At 63.4% G+C, this 18,702-nt stretch carries 18 protein-coding genes; 11 read left to right on the plus strand and 7 right to left on the minus strand.

The window, feature by feature from the left end; all coding sequences use genetic code 11:
• Nucleotides 1-25 precede the first annotated feature (25 nt).
• The 3 genes from VF631_RS10980 to VF631_RS10990 all read right to left on the minus strand — a co-directional run bounded on the left by VF631_RS10980 (nt 26) and on the right by VF631_RS10990 (nt 6,165).
• On the minus strand, nt 26-3,316 hold the full coding sequence (locus VF631_RS10980) for a TonB-dependent receptor (protein WP_431850347.1): 3,291 nt from the start codon (nt 3,314-3,316) through the stop codon (nt 26-28).
• A gap of 263 nt (nt 3,317-3,579) precedes the next feature.
• Nucleotides 3,580-3,780: a hypothetical protein gene (locus VF631_RS10985; RefSeq protein WP_431850348.1), complete on the minus strand. Its 201-nt coding sequence runs from the start codon at nt 3,778-3,780 to the stop codon at nt 3,580-3,582.
• 60 nt (nt 3,781-3,840) lie between these two features.
• Nucleotides 3,841-6,165, minus strand: coding sequence for a transketolase (locus VF631_RS10990; protein ID WP_431850349.1), 2,325 nt, complete (start codon nt 6,163-6,165; stop codon nt 3,841-3,843).
• 261 nt (nt 6,166-6,426) lie between these two features.
• On the opposite strand from VF631_RS10990, the gene VF631_RS10995 reads away from it, so the two are divergent.
• On the plus strand, nt 6,427-6,615 hold the full coding sequence (locus VF631_RS10995) for a hypothetical protein (RefSeq protein WP_431850350.1): 189 nt from the start codon (nt 6,427-6,429) through the stop codon (nt 6,613-6,615).
• Here VF631_RS10995 and VF631_RS11000 read toward each other — a convergent pair.
• Nucleotides 6,601-7,014: a BLUF domain-containing protein gene (locus VF631_RS11000; protein ID WP_431850351.1), complete on the minus strand. Its 414-nt coding sequence runs from the start codon at nt 7,012-7,014 to the stop codon at nt 6,601-6,603. The two genes, VF631_RS10995 and VF631_RS11000, sit on opposite strands and share 15 nt — an antisense overlap.
• A 401-nt stretch (nt 7,015-7,415) precedes the next feature.
• Here VF631_RS11000 and VF631_RS11005 point away from each other — a divergent pair, with 401 nt between their 5' ends.
• The 8 genes from VF631_RS11005 to VF631_RS11040 all read left to right on the plus strand — a co-directional run bounded on the left by VF631_RS11005 (nt 7,416) and on the right by VF631_RS11040 (nt 13,300).
• Nucleotides 7,416-8,633: a tyrosine-type recombinase/integrase gene (locus VF631_RS11005; RefSeq protein ID WP_431850352.1), complete on the plus strand. Its 1,218-nt coding sequence runs from the start codon at nt 7,416-7,418 to the stop codon at nt 8,631-8,633.
• 97 nt (nt 8,634-8,730) lie between these two features.
• Nucleotides 8,731-9,855: a hypothetical protein gene (locus VF631_RS11010; RefSeq protein WP_431850353.1), complete on the plus strand. Its 1,125-nt coding sequence runs from the start codon at nt 8,731-8,733 to the stop codon at nt 9,853-9,855.
• Between the two features lie 186 nt (nt 9,856-10,041).
• The gene (locus VF631_RS11015) at nt 10,042-10,245 is read left to right on the plus strand and encodes a helix-turn-helix transcriptional regulator (protein WP_431850354.1); all 204 of its coding nucleotides are present in this window, start codon (nt 10,042-10,044) and stop codon (nt 10,243-10,245) included.
• A 206-nt stretch (nt 10,246-10,451) separates the two neighbouring features.
• On the plus strand, nt 10,452-10,649 hold the full coding sequence (locus VF631_RS11020) for a hypothetical protein (protein WP_431850355.1): 198 nt from the start codon (nt 10,452-10,454) through the stop codon (nt 10,647-10,649).
• Nucleotides 10,646-10,993, plus strand: coding sequence for a hypothetical protein (locus VF631_RS11025; RefSeq protein ID WP_431850356.1), 348 nt, complete (start codon nt 10,646-10,648; stop codon nt 10,991-10,993). The genes VF631_RS11020 and VF631_RS11025 overlap by 4 nt, the downstream gene beginning before the upstream one ends.
• The gene (locus VF631_RS11030) at nt 10,990-11,187 is read left to right on the plus strand and encodes a hypothetical protein (RefSeq protein ID WP_431850357.1); all 198 of its coding nucleotides are present in this window, start codon (nt 10,990-10,992) and stop codon (nt 11,185-11,187) included. Before VF631_RS11025 ends, VF631_RS11030 begins: the two co-directional genes overlap by 4 nt.
• Nucleotides 11,184-12,038: a toprim domain-containing protein gene (locus tag VF631_RS11035; RefSeq protein WP_431850358.1), complete on the plus strand. Its 855-nt coding sequence runs from the start codon at nt 11,184-11,186 to the stop codon at nt 12,036-12,038. Before VF631_RS11030 ends, VF631_RS11035 begins: the two co-directional genes overlap by 4 nt.
• The gene (locus VF631_RS11040; RefSeq protein ID WP_431850359.1) at nt 12,038-13,300 is read left to right on the plus strand and encodes an AAA family ATPase; all 1,263 of its coding nucleotides are present in this window, start codon (nt 12,038-12,040) and stop codon (nt 13,298-13,300) included. Before VF631_RS11035 ends, VF631_RS11040 begins: the two co-directional genes overlap by 1 nt.
• 753 nt (nt 13,301-14,053) lie before the next feature.
• On the opposite strand, the gene VF631_RS11045 is transcribed toward VF631_RS11040, so the two are convergent.
• Nucleotides 14,054-14,839, minus strand: coding sequence for a hypothetical protein (locus tag VF631_RS11045; protein ID WP_431850360.1), 786 nt, complete (start codon nt 14,837-14,839; stop codon nt 14,054-14,056).
• A 173-nt stretch (nt 14,840-15,012) separates the two neighbouring features.
• Here VF631_RS11045 and VF631_RS11050 point away from each other — a divergent pair, with 173 nt between their 5' ends.
• Both VF631_RS11050 and VF631_RS11055 read left to right on the plus strand, forming a co-directional pair.
• On the plus strand, nt 15,013-16,041 hold the full coding sequence (locus VF631_RS11050) for a hypothetical protein (protein WP_431850361.1): 1,029 nt from the start codon (nt 15,013-15,015) through the stop codon (nt 16,039-16,041).
• Between the two features lie 691 nt (nt 16,042-16,732).
• A complete protein-coding gene (locus VF631_RS11055) occupies nt 16,733-17,428 on the plus strand; it encodes an HAD family hydrolase (RefSeq protein ID WP_431850362.1) in 696 nt (231 codons plus the stop codon).
• Nucleotides 17,429-17,831: 403 nt separating this feature from the next.
• On the opposite strand, the gene VF631_RS11060 is transcribed toward VF631_RS11055, so the two are convergent.
• Nucleotides 17,832-18,323 (minus strand): hypothetical protein, encoded by a 492-nt coding sequence (locus tag VF631_RS11060; RefSeq protein ID WP_431850363.1) that lies wholly within the window; start codon nt 18,321-18,323, stop codon nt 17,832-17,834.
• A gap of 183 nt (nt 18,324-18,506) precedes the next feature.
• On the minus strand, nt 18,507-18,702 hold a 196-nt coding region (locus VF631_RS11065), incomplete at its 5' end, for a hypothetical protein (RefSeq protein WP_431850364.1).

An 18,702-nucleotide genomic window follows, 5' to 3' on the forward strand; every position in this document is an offset into this window, starting at 1 on the left:
TTTCTCATGGGTAACTAGACGCCGCTTAGAATTCGAAGCGAACGCCGAGGCGGACCTGCCAAAGTGAGACGCGGGTGAACAGCTCCTCGTTCGGCGCACGGAAGTTCGAGTAACGATACTGCGCGCAGGGGTTGGTACCAGCCGCGACGCACTGCACGTCCACCAGCGGCGTCGTATACGGGAAGCGCACCTGGCGGAGCGAGCCCCAATCGCTGTCGATCAGGTTCAACACGTTCTCGACATCTGCGAAGAGCTTCACCTTGCCGAACCCGAAGGTCGGGATGTCCTGCGCGATACGCAGGTCGATCTTGGTGAAGTTCGGGCTGCGCCCGATATTCTTCGGCGCAATCTGGCCGCGGAAGTTGCGCAGCTTGGTGCCGTCGATGAAGTCGTTGAGCAGCTGCTGCGTTTGCGCGGCGGTTTGCGTGATGACGGTGTTCGCACCGGTACCGGTGGTCGTGTTGGCATACTGAACCAGCACGTCCGAACCACTCGCGGGGACGTAGAGCAGGTGCCGGTCGTCGTTACCGAACACGCCGAACACCTGGTCGCGACCGCTGGCGTTGGTCGGATTGGCATCGAAGGTGTAGCTGTACGGCCGTCCCTTGCGCCACTCGCCGAAGATGTCGATCCGGGTCTCGGCGTTGGCGAAGAACTCGCGGCGATAGCCGAGGTTGAACTTCACCGAATGACGAATCTGCTCGTTGCTGGTGCCCAGCGTGGAGCCGTTCGGGTCGCGGGTTGCCTGATTCGCGTAATTCGAGAACGCCACTGACGAGGTCAGCGGGTTGCGATCCTCGATGTCCTGGAAGGTATAGGAGCCGCCCAGGCTGAAGCCATTATCGAACTGCTTGTCGAACCGCGCCACAGCGATGATGGATTCGCCCTCCTCGTGATTGGTGAGCAGGATATCGCTGTTATTGCCGCTGGTCCCGGCGAACGGACCGTACCGCGTACGGCCGTCGGGCGTGGTGCCGACCGGAGCAGCGCGCAGATCGACGTAATCGATGCCCTTGTCGACGAAGCCATAGATGCCGTCGACCGCAAAAAACCAGTTGTCGCCAAGAAAGCCGAGGTCCGCATTATAGGAAACGCTGCCCGAAAAGCGCCACTGCACCGGGATATCGAATTCCGGATCGATCGCGTTGGTCGTGGCGTTCGGAAGGGCGGTCGTGCTGCTCTGCACGAACTGGGTCACGATGTCTGGAATGCCCGGCCCGGCACCCCTCACGTCGTTCAGCGCGGCGATGCCGATATTGGTGGGCGCGTTCTGGAAGCCGGTCGCGGTACGATTGATCGTAACCCGGTTCTGGGTGACGCCAGTGTTGGAATAGCTGTTCGAGATATACACGTCCGGCGTGCCCGCCGCGAAGCGGCCGGCGGTCGCGATCACACGGAGGCGGTCGCTGGCCCGCCAGCTCAGGCCGAAGCGCGGCAGCAGAACATCACGGCCGTTGATCGTCACCCGGTTGGAGAAGCCGTACCGGCTCAGGAAGGACTGGTTCAGCGCCGGGCGAACGTCCTGCGCGTACAACTCGTACCGCAGGCCCATTATCAGGTTCAGATTGTCGGTGACGTCCCAGCTATCCTGAACGCCGAAGGTGAAGTTCTGGTAATCGAAGATCGCCGCGGCGCCGTTGATGTCTCCAGTCGTGGACTGCGCCAGATCGAGCTGGTTGGCGCGCCCGGCTTGGAAATCCGTAATCGAGTCGAAGTAGAAGGAGCCGGACGCACGCTGCAGGAACAGGTTGTAGACGTCCTGGTCGGTGCGCTCGGCAAGGAACTTGAACGTGTGGGCGCCGGCCTGAAGATTGGCCTGCAGCTGGATGTTCAGATTGCGGGTGTCGAGTTCGTTGGCTTGACGGCTGACGTCCGGGCCGAAGCGGATGCTGCCCTGGTTGGTCGAGCAGCCGGTCAGACTTCCGGTGGACGTTTGGTCGAGACAGACGGTGAATTCGCCGAACTCACGTCCGAATGGCGGAGTTTGATCACGGTTGTAGTCGCGGAAGCTGACGCGTGCTTCGGTCGAGAAAGTATCCGACCAGTCGCTGTTCAACTGCGCCACGCCCGAGTGCACAACCTCCTTCAACGTGTAGGTGTTCGAGAACAGGCCGAGCCGCGGCGTAGCAACACGCGTGTCGTTGCTAGCCTCAATCGCCTGCGTGCCATTGTTGTAGATGTAGGTCAGCGATGCGCGATGATTGTCGCTGATGTTCAGATCGAGACGGGCCGTGACGCGATCGTCCTCCTCCGGAAGATTCCGGAGCACGTCGCCGGTGTCGAAACCATAGACGCTCTGAGCGATGCTCGAAATCTGATCAATCTGGGCACGGCTGACGTTCGGCACGACCGTGCCGAAACCTTCGCCGGCCGGACCAATATCGGTCGGCTCCGTCTCGCGGGTCCGCTCCCAGGCGACCGCGAAGAACAACCGGTCCCGGATGATCGGGCCGCGCAGGAAGGCGCCGTAGCTCTTGTTGTTTAGATCGAGGTCCAGCCTGGTCCCGCGCGACTTATCGCCGGTCAGGTTATCGTCGTTGTAGGTGAAAAAGGCGCCGCCGGTGAACCGGTTCGTGCCGGTGCAGAGCTGCGTGTTGACCGCGCCGCCCTGGAAGTCACCCTCGGTGATGTCGGCCGGCGCGACGGAGACGGAGAACTGGCAGATGGCATCGAGCGGAACCGGGCCTCGCGAGGTGGGGAGGCCGCCATTGTTGAGGCCAAAATCGTCGGAGAACTGGACGCCGTCGACCGAGAAGCGGTTGAAGCGCGGATTCTGCCCGGCGATTGAGAAGGCGCGGCTATTGCTGAGGTCGACCTGAGCGAACGGGCTGCGGCGAACCAAATCGCGCACGTCGCGGTTGATCGAGGCCACGCCTTCGATGGCATCGCGGTTGAGCACCGTTACCGGACCGAGCGACACGCTAGCGCCGCCATTCCGCGTGCCGGTGACGACGATCTCCTCGCCCGCTTCGGCGGTCTCGGCCGTCGCGGCAATGTCGATATCCAGGCGTGCGACGTCACCGGCTGTGAGGTTCAGCTCTTCCGGATAGGTGAAGGCGGCGGCTCCGGGGGCGGTCACGACGATCGTGTACGGGCCGCCGAAGCGCAGGCCGCTGGCGCCGAAATTGCCCTGCGTGTCGGTGTTTACGCGCGACACGGCGCCGGTCGGCACGTGGGTGATCACCACCTCGGCATCGGCAACCGGAGCGCCGGCGGTCACCACGGTGCCGCGGATATCGGCGGTGGTCTCCTGCGCGTAAACGGCAACCGGCATGACAAGCGCGGCGGTCGCGCAAAGCAGCGAAATTCTGTTCATGAATGTCCCCAAGGCCCGAGCGCTTCGCCGGCCACACGAATTCAACGTGTTGCACCGCGGCAAAGCCTGCCCGCCCTTAAGCCGACTTATGTTGCAGCATCAAGACAGGTGTGCGGGCGGGAGGGACAGGGATGCCCCGCCTCCTTGGGGAGAGGTGTTGCAATATTGCCGCGCTCACCGGAAAAGCGGCATAATGAGCGTTTGAGCCTGCGGGCTCGACGGCCGGCAGCGGGTCCGGTGCATTTTCGCCCCAGCCGAGTCGCTCAGTCGCGGTCGATCGGGCGGCGCTTCTTGCGGCCGTCGTAAATCTTCTTGGCCGCATAGCCGCCGGCAAGAGCGAGGCCGAGCGGGCCGAAGGCGCGCCGGGCGACGATCGGGACCAGGGCGCCGGCGATCGCGCCCCGAGCGCCCGAACGTCCAGCGAGCCGCTTGCCCACCATTGCGCCGATTATGTTGCCGATCATGTCTTCACTCCGCTTCAAGTCCGTTCCGACGACAGCGCGTGAGTCGAGGCGATGTTCCCGTCAGGGCAGGAAGAGCTCGGCGGCGGCTTCGACGATCGCGTCCACGTCGAGCCGATATTCGCGGTAAAGGTCGGGAAGGGCGCCGGTCTGGCCGAACCGGTCGAGGCCGAGCGGGCTCACGCGGTGGCCGTGAACTCCGCCGAGCCAGGAAAGCGATGCCGGGGCGCCATCGAGCAGGGTAACGAGCCCGGCGGTGCGGGAGAGCGGCGCCAGGAGTTGCTCGATGTGGCTGCCGGCGCCCTGCCCTGACCGGGGTCCCGTCCAGCGCGCGCTGCGGCTCCCGCTCCAGCCGCGGTGGAGGAGATCGGGCGAGGTGATTGCGAGCAGTCCGAGGCCGGGCAGGTCTTCGGAGAGCGCTTCCCAGGCCGCGAGCGCCTCGGGGGCGATCGCGCCGGAATAGACGATCGCGGCCTCGGCCCCGGGCGCAGGCTCGCGCAGCCAGTAGGCGCCGGCGATCGCGCCCGCCTTCCAGGCGCCGTCCGCCCGCTCGAGCTGGCGGAGCGAACGGGTGGTGAGGCGCAGATAGATGCTCTCGCCATCGGCGCGCTGCATCAGGCGGAAACCTTCCTCCATCAGCAGGGCGAGTTCGTCGACGAAGGCGGGTTCGTAATGGCGCAGGCCCGGCTGGCCCAAAGCGATCAGGGGCGGATTGATCGACTGGTGGGCGCCGCCCTCCGGCCCGAGCGTCACGCCCGACGGCGTCGCCACCAGCATGAAGCGGGCGTCCTGGTAGCAGGCGTAGTTCAGCGCATCGAGGCCGCGGGCGATGAACGGATCGTAGACCGTGCCGATCGGCAACAGCCGCTCGCCCCACAGGTCACCGGCCAGGCCCAGCGCCGCCAACATCAGGAACAGGTTGTTCTCGGCGATGCCGAGCTCGATGTGCTGACCGGCGGGCCGAGCGCCCCACTTCTGTGCCGTCGGGATGCGCGCCTTGGCGAAGACATCGGCCAACTCCTGACGGCGAAACAGGCCGCGCTGGTTCACCCACGCCCCGAGATTGGTAGAGACGGTGACGTCGGGCGAGGTGGTGACGATGCGGTCGGCGAGCGGTCCGCCGGCTTTGGCGAGATTGAGCAGGATGCGGCCGAACGCAGCCTGGGTGGACTGTTCCTCGCCCGCCGGCGGCGTGATTGCGGGCACTTCGGCGACGTCCCAGGGGCGCTGCCGCTTCTCGCGGGCGATGCGGCTGTTCTCGACGACTGAGCGTACGGCTTCGGCAGCATTGCCGCCCAGGCCTGCATAAGGCTCCCATTCCTGCCCTTCGGCGATGCCCATTCGCTCGCGAAGCGCGGCGAGCTGGCCTGGGTTCATCAAGCCCGCATGATTGTCCTTGTGGCCGGCGAATGGGAGCCCCTGCCCTTTGACGGTGTAGGCGATGAAGAGCGTCGGCACATCGTCCTGGGCGGCGTCGAACGCGTCGACGAGCGAGGCCATGTCGTGGCCGGCCAGATTGGTCATCAGCGCCGCCAGGGCGTCGTCGTCGCGCGCGTCCAGGATGGGCTGGGTCGCGGGCGAATCCTTCAGCAATCGCTCGCGCCAGGCGGCGCCGCCGAGATAGGTCAGCGCCGCGTAATCGGCATTGCCGGCTTCATCGATCCAGGCCTTGAGCGCATCGCCGCCGGGTTCTGTGAAGGCGGCCTCCATCGCCTTGCCATATTTGAGCGTGACCACGCGCCAGCCGCAGGCGGCGAAGATGTCGTCGAAGCGGCGGAACATGCGCTCGGCGGTCGTGTGGTCGAGCGACTGGCGGTTGTAATCGACGATCCACCAGCAATTGCGGATGTCGTGCTTGTAGGCCTCGATCAGGCATTCGTAGATGTTGCCCTCGTCGAGCTCGGCATCGCCCATCAGCGCCACCATGCGACCTGCGTCACCGGCCTCCATCAGCCCATGGGCGAGGAGATAATCCTGAACGAGGCTGGCAAAGGCGGTGATCGCGACGCCCAGGCCAACCGACCCGGTCGAGAAGTCGACAGGGATCTTGTCCTTGGTGCGGCTGGGATAGCTCTGCATGCCCCCAAAGCCGCGGAAATTCTCGAGCTGCTCACGCGTCTGGCTCCCGAGCAGATAAAGGACGGCGTGCAGGATCGGCCCCGCATGCGGCTTGACCGCCACCTTGTCGTTGGGCCCGAGCGCGTGGAAGTAGAGCGCAGCCATGATCGCCGTCATCGACGCGCAGCTCGCCTGGTGCCCGCCGACCTTTAGCCCGTCGGTGCTCGGCCGGATGTGATTGGCGTGGTGGATCGTCCAGGCCGAAAGCCAGCGGAGGCGATCGTCGAGAAGGCGGAGCGCGTTGAGATCGGGCGAGGTCTTCTGGAGCATGCGCGCTCCTCTAGCCCGCCGCCCTCCCCTCGTCACCCGGCTCGGAGAACCTCTCCGAAAGCCGGTCCGGAGTTAGCGACACCATCCGCGCCGTTTTTTCGCGCCGCCGCCAGATCACTCGGAACCTAATCTATGTAAAAACCGTTTTGAACCGGACCAGATTGTTGAGAAGCTGCATGACGCTTCTGCGATCATCCGACGGACAAAGGGCTGCATTGTTCTGCCGACCCGGCGTGGTTCGCCAAAGAGCGGAGAGAATAGTTGCCCTACGAGACGCGCTCGCAAAAACGCGAAAGGCAGAGCCGCGAGGAGGAAAATAGCCAGCGGCGCCTGCGGGACAGCATAGAGCAGGCCAAGCGGCTGCTGGACAGGGCCGAGGCCTTGATCCTGCGAGGTCGCGATCACGGGATCGCGTCAGCAGCGCGCACCGTGACTTCAGACGCGAGCTGAAGCGCCGCTCCTCGTCCAGTCGGACAGGCTCGAAATCCCCACCGCAAGTTCGTCATCGTCTCGAGCGGCCCTGATTGCGTCGATACGCCGCTGCAACTCCGGACCGGCGGCAATCTGAGCCATGCCCCAGTTGGGAAAGCTGCGCTGTTCGATCTGCTGTCGCGCCAGGATGCGCACGTCCTCGTGACGGTGATCGATCAGAATACTGCCCATGACTTGTGCGACCGCCGCTTCCGGGCCTTCCAGGATCTGGGCGAAGTCGCAGCCGCTGTGCACCAGCGCGCCCGTTATCCCGCTCCGCAGATTGCGCTGAACCGCGACCGACAGGATCGCCCGAAGCTCACGTTCCTGATCGTCAGGTTCAAGGACGCAGCGGCTGAGATAAAGAAGGCTTAGCATTATCAGCTGGTTCTCGGTTGAGACACTTCAGGGTTCCGAGGCGGTAACCTGAGCGGGTTCCGGACGAACTTCAACATCTTGCGAGCTCAGCGCTTGACCCTTCACCTCTACAACCTGCCGGGTATCGGTTTCGGCGTGTGAATGGTGACCCCGACTGGATTCGAACCAGTGGCCCTCAGATTAGGAATTTGAGGGTGTGGCTCAAGCCTCACGAGGACGGCCCCTTGCAAAGTGGCTGCCTTCTGCGGTGGTTCGTTGCATGTTCTTGCTTTGAGTTGCAGCGGGTATCATGTACCGTGATTGCTAAGTGCTTTCTAGCTCAGGCGAGCAATCATGGCGACGGGCAAAATAACCAAGCGGACGATTGACGCCATAGCGAAGGCGTCAAAGGATCAGTTCCTGTGGGAGATGATCTAAGCGGATTCGGACTGAAGGTCACGCCTGCGGGAAACAAGGTCTACTTGCTCCAGTACCGCATGGGCGGCCGGGGGGCGAAGACGCAGCGCTTCACGATCGGCACGCACGGAAGCCCCTGGACGCCGGCCGGAGCGCGCGATGAAGCGGAGCGGCTGCTGACGCTGGTGAGGCAGGGCGTTAACCCTGCGGATGAGAAGGCCGAGCGGCAGCGGATCGCGTCCGATCTGGCCTTCAGTGAGTACGCCACACGCTTCTTGAAGGAATATGCCGAGACGCACTGGAAAGCCTCTTACGCCAACGCGGAAGGAATCCTCCGTCTGCATGTGACGCCATCGTTCAAGGACAAGCCCCTCCCCCTGATCCGCAAAGCCGACATCGCGGCGCTATTCGATCGTCTGCCCTCGGGTAAAGTCGCGCTGCGCCGGAACGTGTTCGCAGTAATCCGGAGGCTGTTCCGGTGGGCGAAAGGAAGGGGCGACATCGAGATCAACCCGCTGGATGACTTCGAGGTCCCCTCCCCTCCCGCCGCTCGCGATCGCGTTCTTCCGGATGATGAGCTGCGGCTAGTGTGGTTGGCAGCGGGCAATCTGGGCCATCCGTTCGGACCGCTCTACCGGATCTTGGTCGCCACAGGCCAGCGTCGGGAGGAAGTCTCGGGCCTGGACTGGCGCGAGCTGAACCGCGCTGCGGCGGAATGGACGCTGCCGGCCGCGCGGGCGAAGAACGGTGTCGCGAGCATCGCTCCACTGAGCCCTCTCGCTATTGCCGAGATCGACGGAGTTGCTGGCGGGGAGAAATGGCCCAAGCGCGGCTTGGTGCTGTCCACGACCGGCAAGACGCCCGTGTCCGGGTATTCTAAAGGCAAGGCGCGGCTGGATACGGCGGTGTTGAAGCTGGCCCGCGCTGAAGCCGAACAAACCGGCGACGATCCCGAGCATGTCGAGGTTGCACCGTGGCGGGTTCATGACCTGCGGCGCACCTTCGCCACCGGCATGCAGCGGCTGGGCGTCCGCTTCGAGGTCACGGAGGCCGTTCTAAACCACGTCTCCGGCTCCAAGGCGGGCGTGGCGGGCGTCTATCAGCGACACGACTGGCGAGACGAGAAGCGGGACGCGCTGAATGCGTGGGCTGCTCACGTCGAGCGCATCGTGTCAGGTGTCGAGGAGACTAACGTGGTTCGGCTCGCGTCAGCGCGGGCATGAACGGGAGGCGCGGCTAGGTTTGGCCGCTGAAAAGCCGGTTTCCGCACCGGCCCGCCGCGCCTCTTCCGTCAATGCGGATCGCCAGCGGAGGCGATGAATGGAATGGGTTAGCGCAAAAGAGCTGCTTACCGCGCTCAATGCTACAACGGCTTGGCCGTCTTCGGTCACGCTTGCAGTCTGCCGTCGTGCGTTCGCTGGTGAGCTAGACACGATTGCTTCGGCGGTCGTGATCGGGACGGAGAAGCGTCGTGACCAAAGGCTCCCCACAAAGTTCTGGTGGGCTGGTGGTCACGAAGCCCTAGAGCAGGACTGGGAGCGTGGCGACTTCTCCACCATGATTGAGACAAGCGTGGGTGAGCGCGAAATGAAGGCGTTCGGCGTGCGGTTCTCAAGGCACGATGCGGAAAGGATGGGCGCCGAGTTCCCCCCCAAGCCGATAATCTCCTTGGACGTCTTTGCGGAGGCGGACCGGGAGGCCGGAAGGCGGTGGCGTTTGGAGCAGTGGTGGCCCTGGATTGATGCCGTGGCGTGGGTAGCGAACCGATCCCCTGACGCAATGGAATTGCTCGCCGCCTACCGCGCGCTTCACCTCCGATCGCCTGGAAGCGATCTCATAAACGAAGGCGCGCGGTTCACGGTGGGGCAAAGCCTAATGAAGCCGAGTTCGATGCGTGAGGCTGAGGCTGAACTACTTCAAGCGCTGAGGCTGGGGGAGATTGCGTCGCGGGGCGCGGCGACCCCTGAGGGGCAGCTTTCGACCATAGACCCTGCCGAGTGGAGCCGATTGGGGCGACCATCTCAGTATCATGTCGCAAGGCAGGAAAATGATCCTCCCGCCATCGTCTTTCACGATGTTCGCCTGTCCACCCGCGACCTGCTGGCCCGGTGGCCCGACGCGAACGCCGAGCGGGCTCCGAATGAGCCTGTCCCTCCGGCAGAGCCCGATCCCCCGGTCGCGCAGCCTGCCCCAACACCGACGAAGATCAAAGGAAGGTCTGGCCCCAAGGTTGATAGCGACTGGAAAGCCAAAGTTTATGACTTCTGCAAGAAGTCTGGGCGTAAGTACGTAGCAGGCCCGGTTGGCGGGCGAGTGTTTCTGAGCGATCTAAAGAAATACTATAGGATGGGCGAGGCTGATGGCCCGCGTGATCATCGACGTACGCAAATGTGGCGACAACAATGGCTCGATGAGCAGGCCGGCTTAGAGACGCCCTCCACCTGATTCGCAAAGTCCGTGGAAAGCTCCTGCGCGATCTATACACGAACGTCAGTAGAAACTGGCTGAAAACTGCGGGTGGGTGTGCAGGGTTCGTGCACGATTGTCAGAAACCACGCGTCCTCCGGCCTCTGTTGCCTGAAACCTTCTCTCAGCCGCCGCACTCCCGCTGGTGGCGCATTGGAGGCCAGGATGACCGAAGATCGCTGGGTAGATACTGAGGGGGCAGCCAAGCATGTTGGCCTTGCCGTCTCCACAATGGAGAAGCTGCGCACTTACGGTGACGGGTGCCGTTATTCCAAGCGTGGGCGTTCGGTGCGGTATCGCATTTCCGATCTCGACGCATGGATGACAGAGCGGCTGGTTCAGTCCACTTCCGAGCGGCTGGTTGCCTAGGCCATGCCCCACCTCGGCGGGCACTCGCGCCCCATAATGCGAGAAAGCCGCCCGGCCTTCGTGGCTGGACGGCTCCCCGATTGTCACTTCGCGGGCGACAACTCGGCACATAGCACCTCGGCCCTCAGGCTGCAATTTCTTGGCCGCTTCGGCGTTTCAGGAAGGCTGGCCGAACAGGTCGCCTCGGCCTTCTGGGGAGAGGCAGCATGAGCCGCATCCTCTCCAGCGATGTCAGCAACGGCGGCAAGCTCGTCGCCTGCATCGATCCAGACGCCCGTTACGTCACGCCCAAGGTTCAGGAGCTGCGCTTCGCCGCGACCCTGACGCCGTTCCCCGACGAAGCTGCCGCCCAGGCGGCGCTCAAGGAAAATGGCGCAACCTCTATCCTTGGAGGTTCGAAATGATGAACCACCACACCCCCGAGTTCGACTTCGACCTCTACCCGACCGTTGCCGGGTACAAGGCGACTGACACCAGCGCCGCTGCTGCCCGCGACATCACGCCCGAGACAGGGCGGCTGCGGCTCCTGGTGCTGAACGACATCGCCGCTCAACGGGAGCATGGCTCTACCTCGGAAGAGATTGTCGAGCGGACGGGCGTTCCGCGCGTGTCGATCCAGCCTAGAACGAGCGAGCTGAGGCGGCTCGGCAAGATAGTGGACAGCGGCAAGCGCAGGCCGAACCCGTCCTCGGGCAAGCAAGCGATTGTCTGGGTCCTACGGCAGTTCAAGCGTGGAGGGGCGGCATGAGCGCGCCCTTCACGCATCACGCAGACGCTGCCCGCGCCCTGATCGCATCCGGCGCCGACATCGGCCGCAAGGCTGGCGGGTTTTGCGGGCAGATTATCTTCGATCCAGTCCTCAGTGAGCGGCAACGCAAGTGGCTGGAGACCCTGCTCGAACGGAGCGGCTTACCGCCGTTGCAGGACGGGGGTGGATCATGACCGCCGAACCTGTGGCGGACTTCCTGTCCGCAATGGAGCAGGCGGGCGTTCGCCCCGTCGAGCCGATCGCTCAACAGCTCGGCGGCGGGAAGCTGATCCGCTTCCGATCTGAGGGCGACAAGTCGGGCCGGCGCAATGGCTGGGCGGTGCTGTATCTGGACGGCAAGCCAGCGGGTGCATTCGGCTCTTATCGGCTCGGCGTGCGCGAGAAGTGGAGCGGCTCGGGCAATGTCCTGCCTCTCTCGCCTGCGGAATACCGGGCGCGTCAACAACAATGGCAGCAGGAAGCCCGTAGGCGCCATCAGGAGCGCCAGGAGGGCTGGGAGGCGACGGCGGGCAATGCTCGCGCCCGTTGGGACTCTGCGGGGCCTGTAGCGGCTTCTCACGCCTACTTGGTCCGTAAGGGTCTGGCCGGCGAAGGACTGCGCCAGGAGGGGCACCGGCTGCTCGTGCCCATGCACGACCTGGACGGGCGTTTGTGGAACCTCCAATCCATCGCACCAGACGGCTCAAAGCTCTTCATGAAGGGCGGGCGGCAATCGGGCCTGGCCTGCATCATCGGCAACGGCGGTGGGCGCCTGTGCTTGGGTGAAGGCTGGGCCACTATGGCGGCGGTGCGTTCGGCCACGGGCTACCCTGTCGCGGCGGCGTTCTCAGCGGAGAACCTGGCGCGCGTTGCTACGGATGCTCGGAAGCACTGGCCTAAGCTCGATCTCGTAATCTGCGCTGATGATGACCCGCATCTCGTCCGAAACCCCAAGATCAGGAAGAACGTCGGGCGGCACTATGCGGCGGCTGCGGCTCGCGCGGTGGGTGGTCGGCTTGCAGTTCCATTGCAGGAGGCTGGCTGATGGAAGCCGCAACCGATTTTGATGAGTTTCGCCGGGCCTTTGGGGATGAAGCCACCCGAGAAGCGATCAACCGCGCCCGGCCCGTAGAGGTTGAGCCGCTGAAGATCAGCGCCACGCCTTACGAATGCCGAGATCCCCGACACATCCCGCTCCGCCCGTGGGTCTATGGTCGGCAGCTTCTGCGCGGCTCGCTTTCGCTGGTGGTAGCGCCCGGCGCCACGGGCAAGACGGCGCTGCTGGCGGGAACCGCTCTCGCGCTGGCAAGCGGTCGGTCTCTGCTCGATAAGCAGGTTTGGGACGGACCTAAGCGGGTCTGGCTCTGGAACCTCGAAGACTCGCTTGAGGAATTGGCGCGGCTAATCGAAGCGGCCCGCTTGCACTGGAATATCTCGCCGGCCGAACTGGACGGGCGTTTGTTCGTGGATAGTGCCCTGAACGGCTCTGAGCTGATGGTCGCGGTCGAAGATCGGTCGGGGTTTCGCATCCTGCGGCCGGTGGTGGATGCGCTGGTCACGGAGCTGATCGAGCGCGGTATCGACGTGCTGATTATCGACCCGTTCGTCTCCAGCCATCGGGTAAGCGAGAACGACAACGGCGCGATCGACGCCATCGCCAAAGAGTGGGCTCGAGTTGGGGTTCGGGCGAACTGCTCGGTCGTGCTGGTCCACCACACCGGCAAGCTGGGCGGCGCGGAGGCGACGGCCGAGCGGGCGCGCGGTGCATCGGCTCTCGTTGGCGCGGCGCGGTCGGTGTTGGCGCTCAACAAGATGACGGAAGAGGAGGGCCGGCAGTTCGGGATCGATGGCGAACAGCGGCGCCGATACGTGCGTGCCTACGATGACAAGAACAACCGTACGCCTCCGGCTGAAGCCTGCGACTGGTATCAGCTAGCCTCGGTCTCGCTCGGCAACGGCATCATGGGGGGAGAAGGCGATAGCCTGCCCGTGATGCTGCCCTGGTCCCCGCCTGATGCCTTTGACGGCGTGACCGTTGCTCACCTCCAGGAGGTGCAACAGCGCATCGGCAGCGGGCAATATCGGAAAGACCCGCAGTCGTCCGATTGGGTCGGTCTGCTCATTGCCGAAGTGCTCGGGCTCGATGTCACCGATCGCAAGGGCTCGGACGCCGCACGGGTCAAACGCCTGCAATCCCGGTGGGAGGCGAACAAGGCGCTGCTCCCGGTTCGGGGCAAGGACCACAAAGGCAATGAGCGCGTGTTCTTGGAAGCCGGGGAAATAGCGCTCGAAGGCTCCACACCTTGAAAAGGTGGGTGAGGAAAGGTGTGGAAGGTGTGGGCTCAGAATCTCCTCACCACCCCCTCCCCCCTTTAGGGGAGGGGGGGTGTGGAAGTGCGGAGCCGGTGCGTTTCAGGGTGGGGTGAGGGTTCGATCGAAAAACGGCTGATAACGTCAGCTCCGCCTGATAAAACAGGTCGGGAACAGGTCGGCCCGTAACTGATATAACAGCGCGGAAACAGCTACGCTCACGGTGATGATACACCGGGGAAACACCGGGCCGCCGCTTGACGGCCGAACAGTACGCGGGCGCGCGGTAGGTAATAGGGCTGCAGGCGGAGTTTCGGCAGCAATACGCGCGGGCGTGCGCGTTAGATAAGGGGCGCTCGGGCGGGGGCGGAGCCTAAAATAGGGGAATCTACGGGGGCGCTGCTGCACGGGGACAAGTCAGCTATGTTTCCGGGTTCCCGTTCAACGACTTAAGGGCATTTGCCGGACGTTTCCGCGCTGCGCGTACGTCATTTAACGGGGGAGTTTTTTCAGGCCCTAAACGCGCGTGCGGGTTGTGTTAGGGGGCGGCCCGCACTGGATATTCGGAAGCATGCGCGGGCGCGGGATATAAGGGGCGGGTGGTTCACTGATGATACAGTGGGAAAACAGAGAAGCGCCTCGGCCTCCGCTGGATTAGGACAACCCGCATGCTGCTGCCCTGGGCAAAGACGCGGGCGGGCTATGTGGAGCTGGTGACGAAGCGCCTGGGCTGAATGCCTCGATGACCCTTTAGCTGGGGTCGAAGCTTCCTCGGAATTGATGCTTATCTTCGCCGACCTGTACCGTGAAGGTCACGGGAACCGGCTCTTTGGCTCGCCTAAGCTTCTTCGGCAAGTCGAAGAAAAGCATTCCTGAAACGACCTTTCTGGGGCCGACGGTCGTTGTCTGGAGGACCTGGCTTTCGATGGCTCGCACGCTATCGGCCTGGCGCTCCAGTACGCCTGCTGTTCCTGCGCGGTACTGCTCGTTTGCGATAGCCTCCTCTACGACTGCTCTCCCCTTATCCGTCTTCGTGTAATTCCCCTTAGTGGTCTTGGTGTGATTGATCGCGCCCGATGCCATCGAGTTGTAAGGCGCAGAGCGTATCGATCCCAAGGCGCTGTAAGTCTCCGTGCCGCTTGTCGCCCCGTTGTCCGCGCTGGGAGTCGCCAATGCCATCCCGGAGTTCTGCCGCGATTGTCGGCGGCTCTCCTCCTTCATCAGCACGTCATATCCCACGATCTTAACGGCAGTTCCGTCGTCAAGGGCCGCTGTGACATTCTTTGGGCCGATGTCGAACGGTAGCGCTCCGGGATTGAGAGCGACGAGCATGAACTCGCCACGCTTATTCAAGGCGGGCCCGGGCGCCACAAACCGAATGATGCTCTTAGCACCGACGCTGTCGATTATTCGCCAGCCATCTTCGAATCGGGAGGCCTGTTCGGAGCCAGGGGAGATGCGGAGGAAAATGTCTGCCGCAGTCGCAGGTGCGAAAGGTATAGCCAGGCTCAAGCTGATCAGGATTGCTTTCCGCATCGTGCCCCCCGCAGTTTAGACTCGAAGCGCAAGTTACCTTAGCTGGGGCGATCGTCCTAGCCAGTTTAGCGGGCGGTTCGGAAGCCGAACCAGCGTTTGTTACATGATGTTACATGACGCCCAACGGAGACTGGGCTAGGCTGTTGCCGATGTTGATGGGGGGGGCAAAATCGGTGACAAACTTGAACCGCATCGGCCTGGTCGGCGCGACGCTCGCTGTCTGGCCGTCCCTTGTGACGGCACAAGCCAGCGGATCGAGCCGGGAACTGGTGCTTGGGGCAAAGCAGGGTTTCGAGATCACGATTGAGGTCAATGACGTGCCGCTTCGGCTACGCGTTGATCCAAGCGCGACCGGCGTGATTCTGCTTAATCCCGGCGCCGCCGCTCGCGCCAAGCTGCGTCCGAGCAGGCTCGACAAGAAGCTGGCCCGGGCATTGGGCCTGGAGGCCGAACCCGAGGGGTTGCAATCGGGCAGCATCGGCGGGCACGACGTTCCGGTCAGCACGCCAGATCCCAGCAGGACGCCGGCGCCGGCCGGAGCGCAAACTCAGCTTGGCTCGGTGCAGATGCGCGGCAAGCTCGCGCTTGCCCGCGCCGTGATCGCGGGCCAAAGCGAGCAGAAGGTGTTCAGCTGGTTCGCCCGCGACGTGATCAGCGACGCGGACGGCATCATCAGCCCGGCGGTCTTGCCGTTCGACACGGTACGCTTTAAGTTTCGCGAGCCGTCCAATGTCGAACGGCTGGTCCCATTCGCGCTAGACTATTCGCCGTTAACCGGCCTCATCTATCGACACCCGATCGCTGGCCACCATGTGAGCGTAAAATTTTCGGTGCTGGAGCCGGCGACGACCGCCACGGCAGCTGCAGCCGCGGTGATCTCCGCCCATCTGGGTGGCAGTTGGGCGGGCGACAGACGGATGCATTCGGTGGGCCTGGGCGTCACCCGTCCGGTTCGTCCGCTCAGCCTCGGCGCGCCGCTCGGCATCAAGTCGCTGTCGGTCGATCGACTGCTCGTCCGGATCAGCGATCATCGCGGCGGCCACGCTCTCCCGCTCGACGAGCCGATTGGCGATGACCTGCTTGTGACCGCCCGGTCAGCGCAGGAGGCGCGTTATCTTCTAGTTGTTGGACAGGACACGATGGGGGGCTGCAGCGAACTCAAATACCTGCGGCGTAACCGCATCGTGATGACCTGCCGCTGAGGCGAGGTCACTCCGGGGCGGCAGGCATCGCCACCAGGTCCACCTTCGCCGCTTGTGGCACGAGACCTGCACCGAGCGCTCTGTCGCTTGCCTTTATCTGCATGGCGTTGGTGGCCGATCCATCACAGCGACTTCTCCGCGCCCTACGGTCCGGCCAGGAAATGCGCCGACACAGGCGCGGGTAGCAGCCAGTACTCTATCTCTATCGCTGTGGGGCGGCGCTTCATGGGCTCAATGGAGCAGATCGGGCGCGTGTAGGACAGGGCTAGTCGCCGCCGCCTTCTAAGCCGATTCCCGCATCGCTGGGCTCGATGTTACGGCGGTCGAAAACGATGTGTAGGACTGCGGCTCCCGCGAAGACCACAAACGCCACAATCGCTGCCGGGCTTTTGTTCTGACCCGTTATCATCAAATACACCCCGAACAACTAAGCCGGAAGCGCTACGAGGACGTAAACCAGCTTCAGCCAGCCCGGCATGCCCTGCCACCAATCGCCGTGGCTCACTCCGGCTTCTCCAAGGGCTTATGCACCACCAGCTTCTTCACCCGCTCCTCGAAGCGTTCGGGATCGTGGTCCGTCTCTAGGTGGCAAGCGGCTCTGATCCAGGGTGCGACCATATCGCCCAGCTTAGCAGATGCGCTGATGCCCGCTATGGGTGGAAAACAGACGTCCGGATGCTAATCCCTGCTGATGCGACTTGAGCTCATCTGTCTCGATGCGGACGACACGCTATGGCACAACATGCGACACTTCGCCGAGGCGGAGGACAGTTTCATCGCTATGTTGCGGCCCTTCGCCGATGCGAACATTGCGCGCGTCAGCCTGGAGGCTTGTGAAAGCCGGAACCTGAAGCACTACGGATACGGCGCGAAGGGGTTCACGCTGTCGATGATTGAAACCGCGCTCGAGCTTGGCGGGCCCGCTCTGCCTGCATCGGTCATTCGAGACATTGTGGAAGCCGGTCGGCGTTTGCTTGCACATCCGGTGGAATTGCTCAGCGGGATTGAGGAAACGCTACACGCGCTGGCAAATCGCGGCCGGCTCGCATTGGTAACGAAGGGCGATCTCCTCCATCAGGAGGCTAAGCTAGCGGCCTCTGGGCTCGGTGAGCTGTTTTCTGCAGTAGAGATCGTGAGCGACAAGAACAAAGGCACTTTTGAGAGGCTGTTCCGACGCCACGATGTCCGCCCCGAGCAGGCTGTCATGGCGGGCGATTCATTGCGCTCCGATGTGCTCCCGGCTCTGGATGCCGGCGCGTGGGCTGCCTTTGTGCCGCACGCGATTCAGTGGACGCACGAGCAGGCGGAAGAGCCAAGCAATCACCACCGCTACAGGCGGCTCACTTCCCTTGCAGAGTTGCCCGCCTGGATCGACGATATAGCTTGAGGCCTCGCACGACTTCCTGCGCGACATCCTCGTCAGCCTGATCTGCACTCAGGCTTATGCGCTATAAGCGGGTATTCGGATTGCGCTGTCCGTTCGGAGGCGGAGCAACGACGTCCCAGTGCTCTGCGATCTTGCAGCCTTTCACTCGAAACATGCCTAGCGTGCGGTTCCTCAGCCACAATCCGGGCCAGGAACGCGGCGGTTGCTTCCTTCGCCCCTGTAGCAGTCGAACTCAGCTTAGAATGGAGATGTGACGCAAGCGGCCCTGGGAGTCATGTCCGCAATGGGTCGAAACCCGACATCCCGCTGAAGGTCCGGAATGGGTGGAAGACGGACGTTCGGCGTCGATGTCCGGAATTAGATGCGCGAAGCAACCTATGCGGCCACCCGCGCCACAGCACCCCTAGTAGTCGAACCGCATTCCGCGGCATGAAGCGGCGCGCAGCTGATAATCTGCGAACACTGACGTGGGCTTGCCCTTGGTTTGCTCGGTAATAGTCCAGCGCCAGCCAGTGCCGGTGCGCGTGAACCGGTTCAGGTAAGTCGCATCTGAAAAGCGGTAGCGTTGCACGAAGCCGCCTTGTTCGAGCTCACCGAGACCTAACGAGGGTTCGTACAGTCCACCCGTCGTATCGAGAAAGAATGACCCAATGGCTCGGGGCTGCTCGCCAGCACCATAGGTGATCGATGCTTCATATGGGTCTGACCCGATCGCTCGTAATTGCAGAGTGAAATAGCGTCGGCCTAGATGCCACTGGCCCCGCGCAATCGCCGGCGAATCTTTGCCCTGGACCTGCCCGCTTACTCGCCAGCAACCTTGCAAGCCTGCCACTTCAGCCAAGCCGGGCGGTACGGTGTAGGCTGGCGTCGCTAGCATGAGCATCAATGTAATCATCACCACATCCGATTCGGCGCTCAGGAGCTAAAAGCCCTTATACCTGCTCGTCCATTTGTGTTCGCCGCTCCTGTGTTTAGCTTAAGCGGTAAGCTGGCAGCATGAGCTTTTGTCCGCAATGGGTCGGAAGCAGACGCTCGCAGAATGGGCTTAATCCAGTCCAACGCGCGGTGCGGTACCCGCTCAATGCCGATGCGGCGCGCCGGGCTGGCCGGGCTGGGGTCCACCGCCGACACGACCGCTGATCTCACCCGGGTTAAAGGCATCGGTGTGGATGTTGAGCACGATGAGACCGCCGCGCATCGCCGCGACGAAGTCCTCAAACGACAGGCCAGATCGCAGGAGCGCCGCGCCGGCGGCATAATCACGATCCTTTGCC

The sequence above is a fragment of the Allosphingosinicella sp. genome, assembly GCF_036387615.1.
Classification (GTDB): Bacteria; Pseudomonadota; Alphaproteobacteria; order Sphingomonadales; family Sphingomonadaceae; genus Allosphingosinicella.

Excerpts from the sequence above, each read along its gene's own strand:
- VF631_RS10980 (WP_431850347.1), bottom strand. The coding sequence starts at position 3,316 with ATGAACAGAATTTCGCTGCTTTGCGCGACCGCCGCGCTTGTCATGCCG.
- VF631_RS10985 (WP_431850348.1), bottom strand. The coding sequence starts at position 3,780 with ATGATCGGCAACATAATCGGCGCAATGGTGGGCAAGCGGCTCGCTGGA.
- VF631_RS10990 (WP_431850349.1), bottom strand. The coding sequence starts at position 6,165 with ATGCTCCAGAAGACCTCGCCCGATCTCAACGCGCTCCGCCTTCTCGAC.
- VF631_RS11000 (WP_431850351.1), bottom strand. The coding sequence starts at position 7,014 with ATGCTAAGCCTTCTTTATCTCAGCCGCTGCGTCCTTGAACCTGACGAT.
- VF631_RS11010 (WP_431850353.1), top strand. The coding sequence starts at position 8,731 with ATGGAATGGGTTAGCGCAAAAGAGCTGCTTACCGCGCTCAATGCTACA.
- VF631_RS11015 (WP_431850354.1), top strand. The coding sequence starts at position 10,042 with ATGACCGAAGATCGCTGGGTAGATACTGAGGGGGCAGCCAAGCATGTT.
- VF631_RS11020 (WP_431850355.1), top strand. The coding sequence starts at position 10,452 with ATGAGCCGCATCCTCTCCAGCGATGTCAGCAACGGCGGCAAGCTCGTC.
- VF631_RS11025 (WP_431850356.1), top strand. The coding sequence starts at position 10,646 with ATGATGAACCACCACACCCCCGAGTTCGACTTCGACCTCTACCCGACC.
- VF631_RS11030 (WP_431850357.1), top strand. The coding sequence starts at position 10,990 with ATGAGCGCGCCCTTCACGCATCACGCAGACGCTGCCCGCGCCCTGATC.
- VF631_RS11035 (WP_431850358.1), top strand. The coding sequence starts at position 11,184 with ATGACCGCCGAACCTGTGGCGGACTTCCTGTCCGCAATGGAGCAGGCG.
- VF631_RS11040 (WP_431850359.1), top strand. The coding sequence starts at position 12,038 with ATGGAAGCCGCAACCGATTTTGATGAGTTTCGCCGGGCCTTTGGGGAT.
- VF631_RS11045 (WP_431850360.1), bottom strand. The coding sequence starts at position 14,839 with ATGCGGAAAGCAATCCTGATCAGCTTGAGCCTGGCTATACCTTTCGCA.
- VF631_RS11055 (WP_431850362.1), top strand. The coding sequence starts at position 16,733 with ATGCGACTTGAGCTCATCTGTCTCGATGCGGACGACACGCTATGGCAC.
- VF631_RS11060 (WP_431850363.1), bottom strand. The coding sequence starts at position 18,323 with ATGATTACATTGATGCTCATGCTAGCGACGCCAGCCTACACCGTACCG.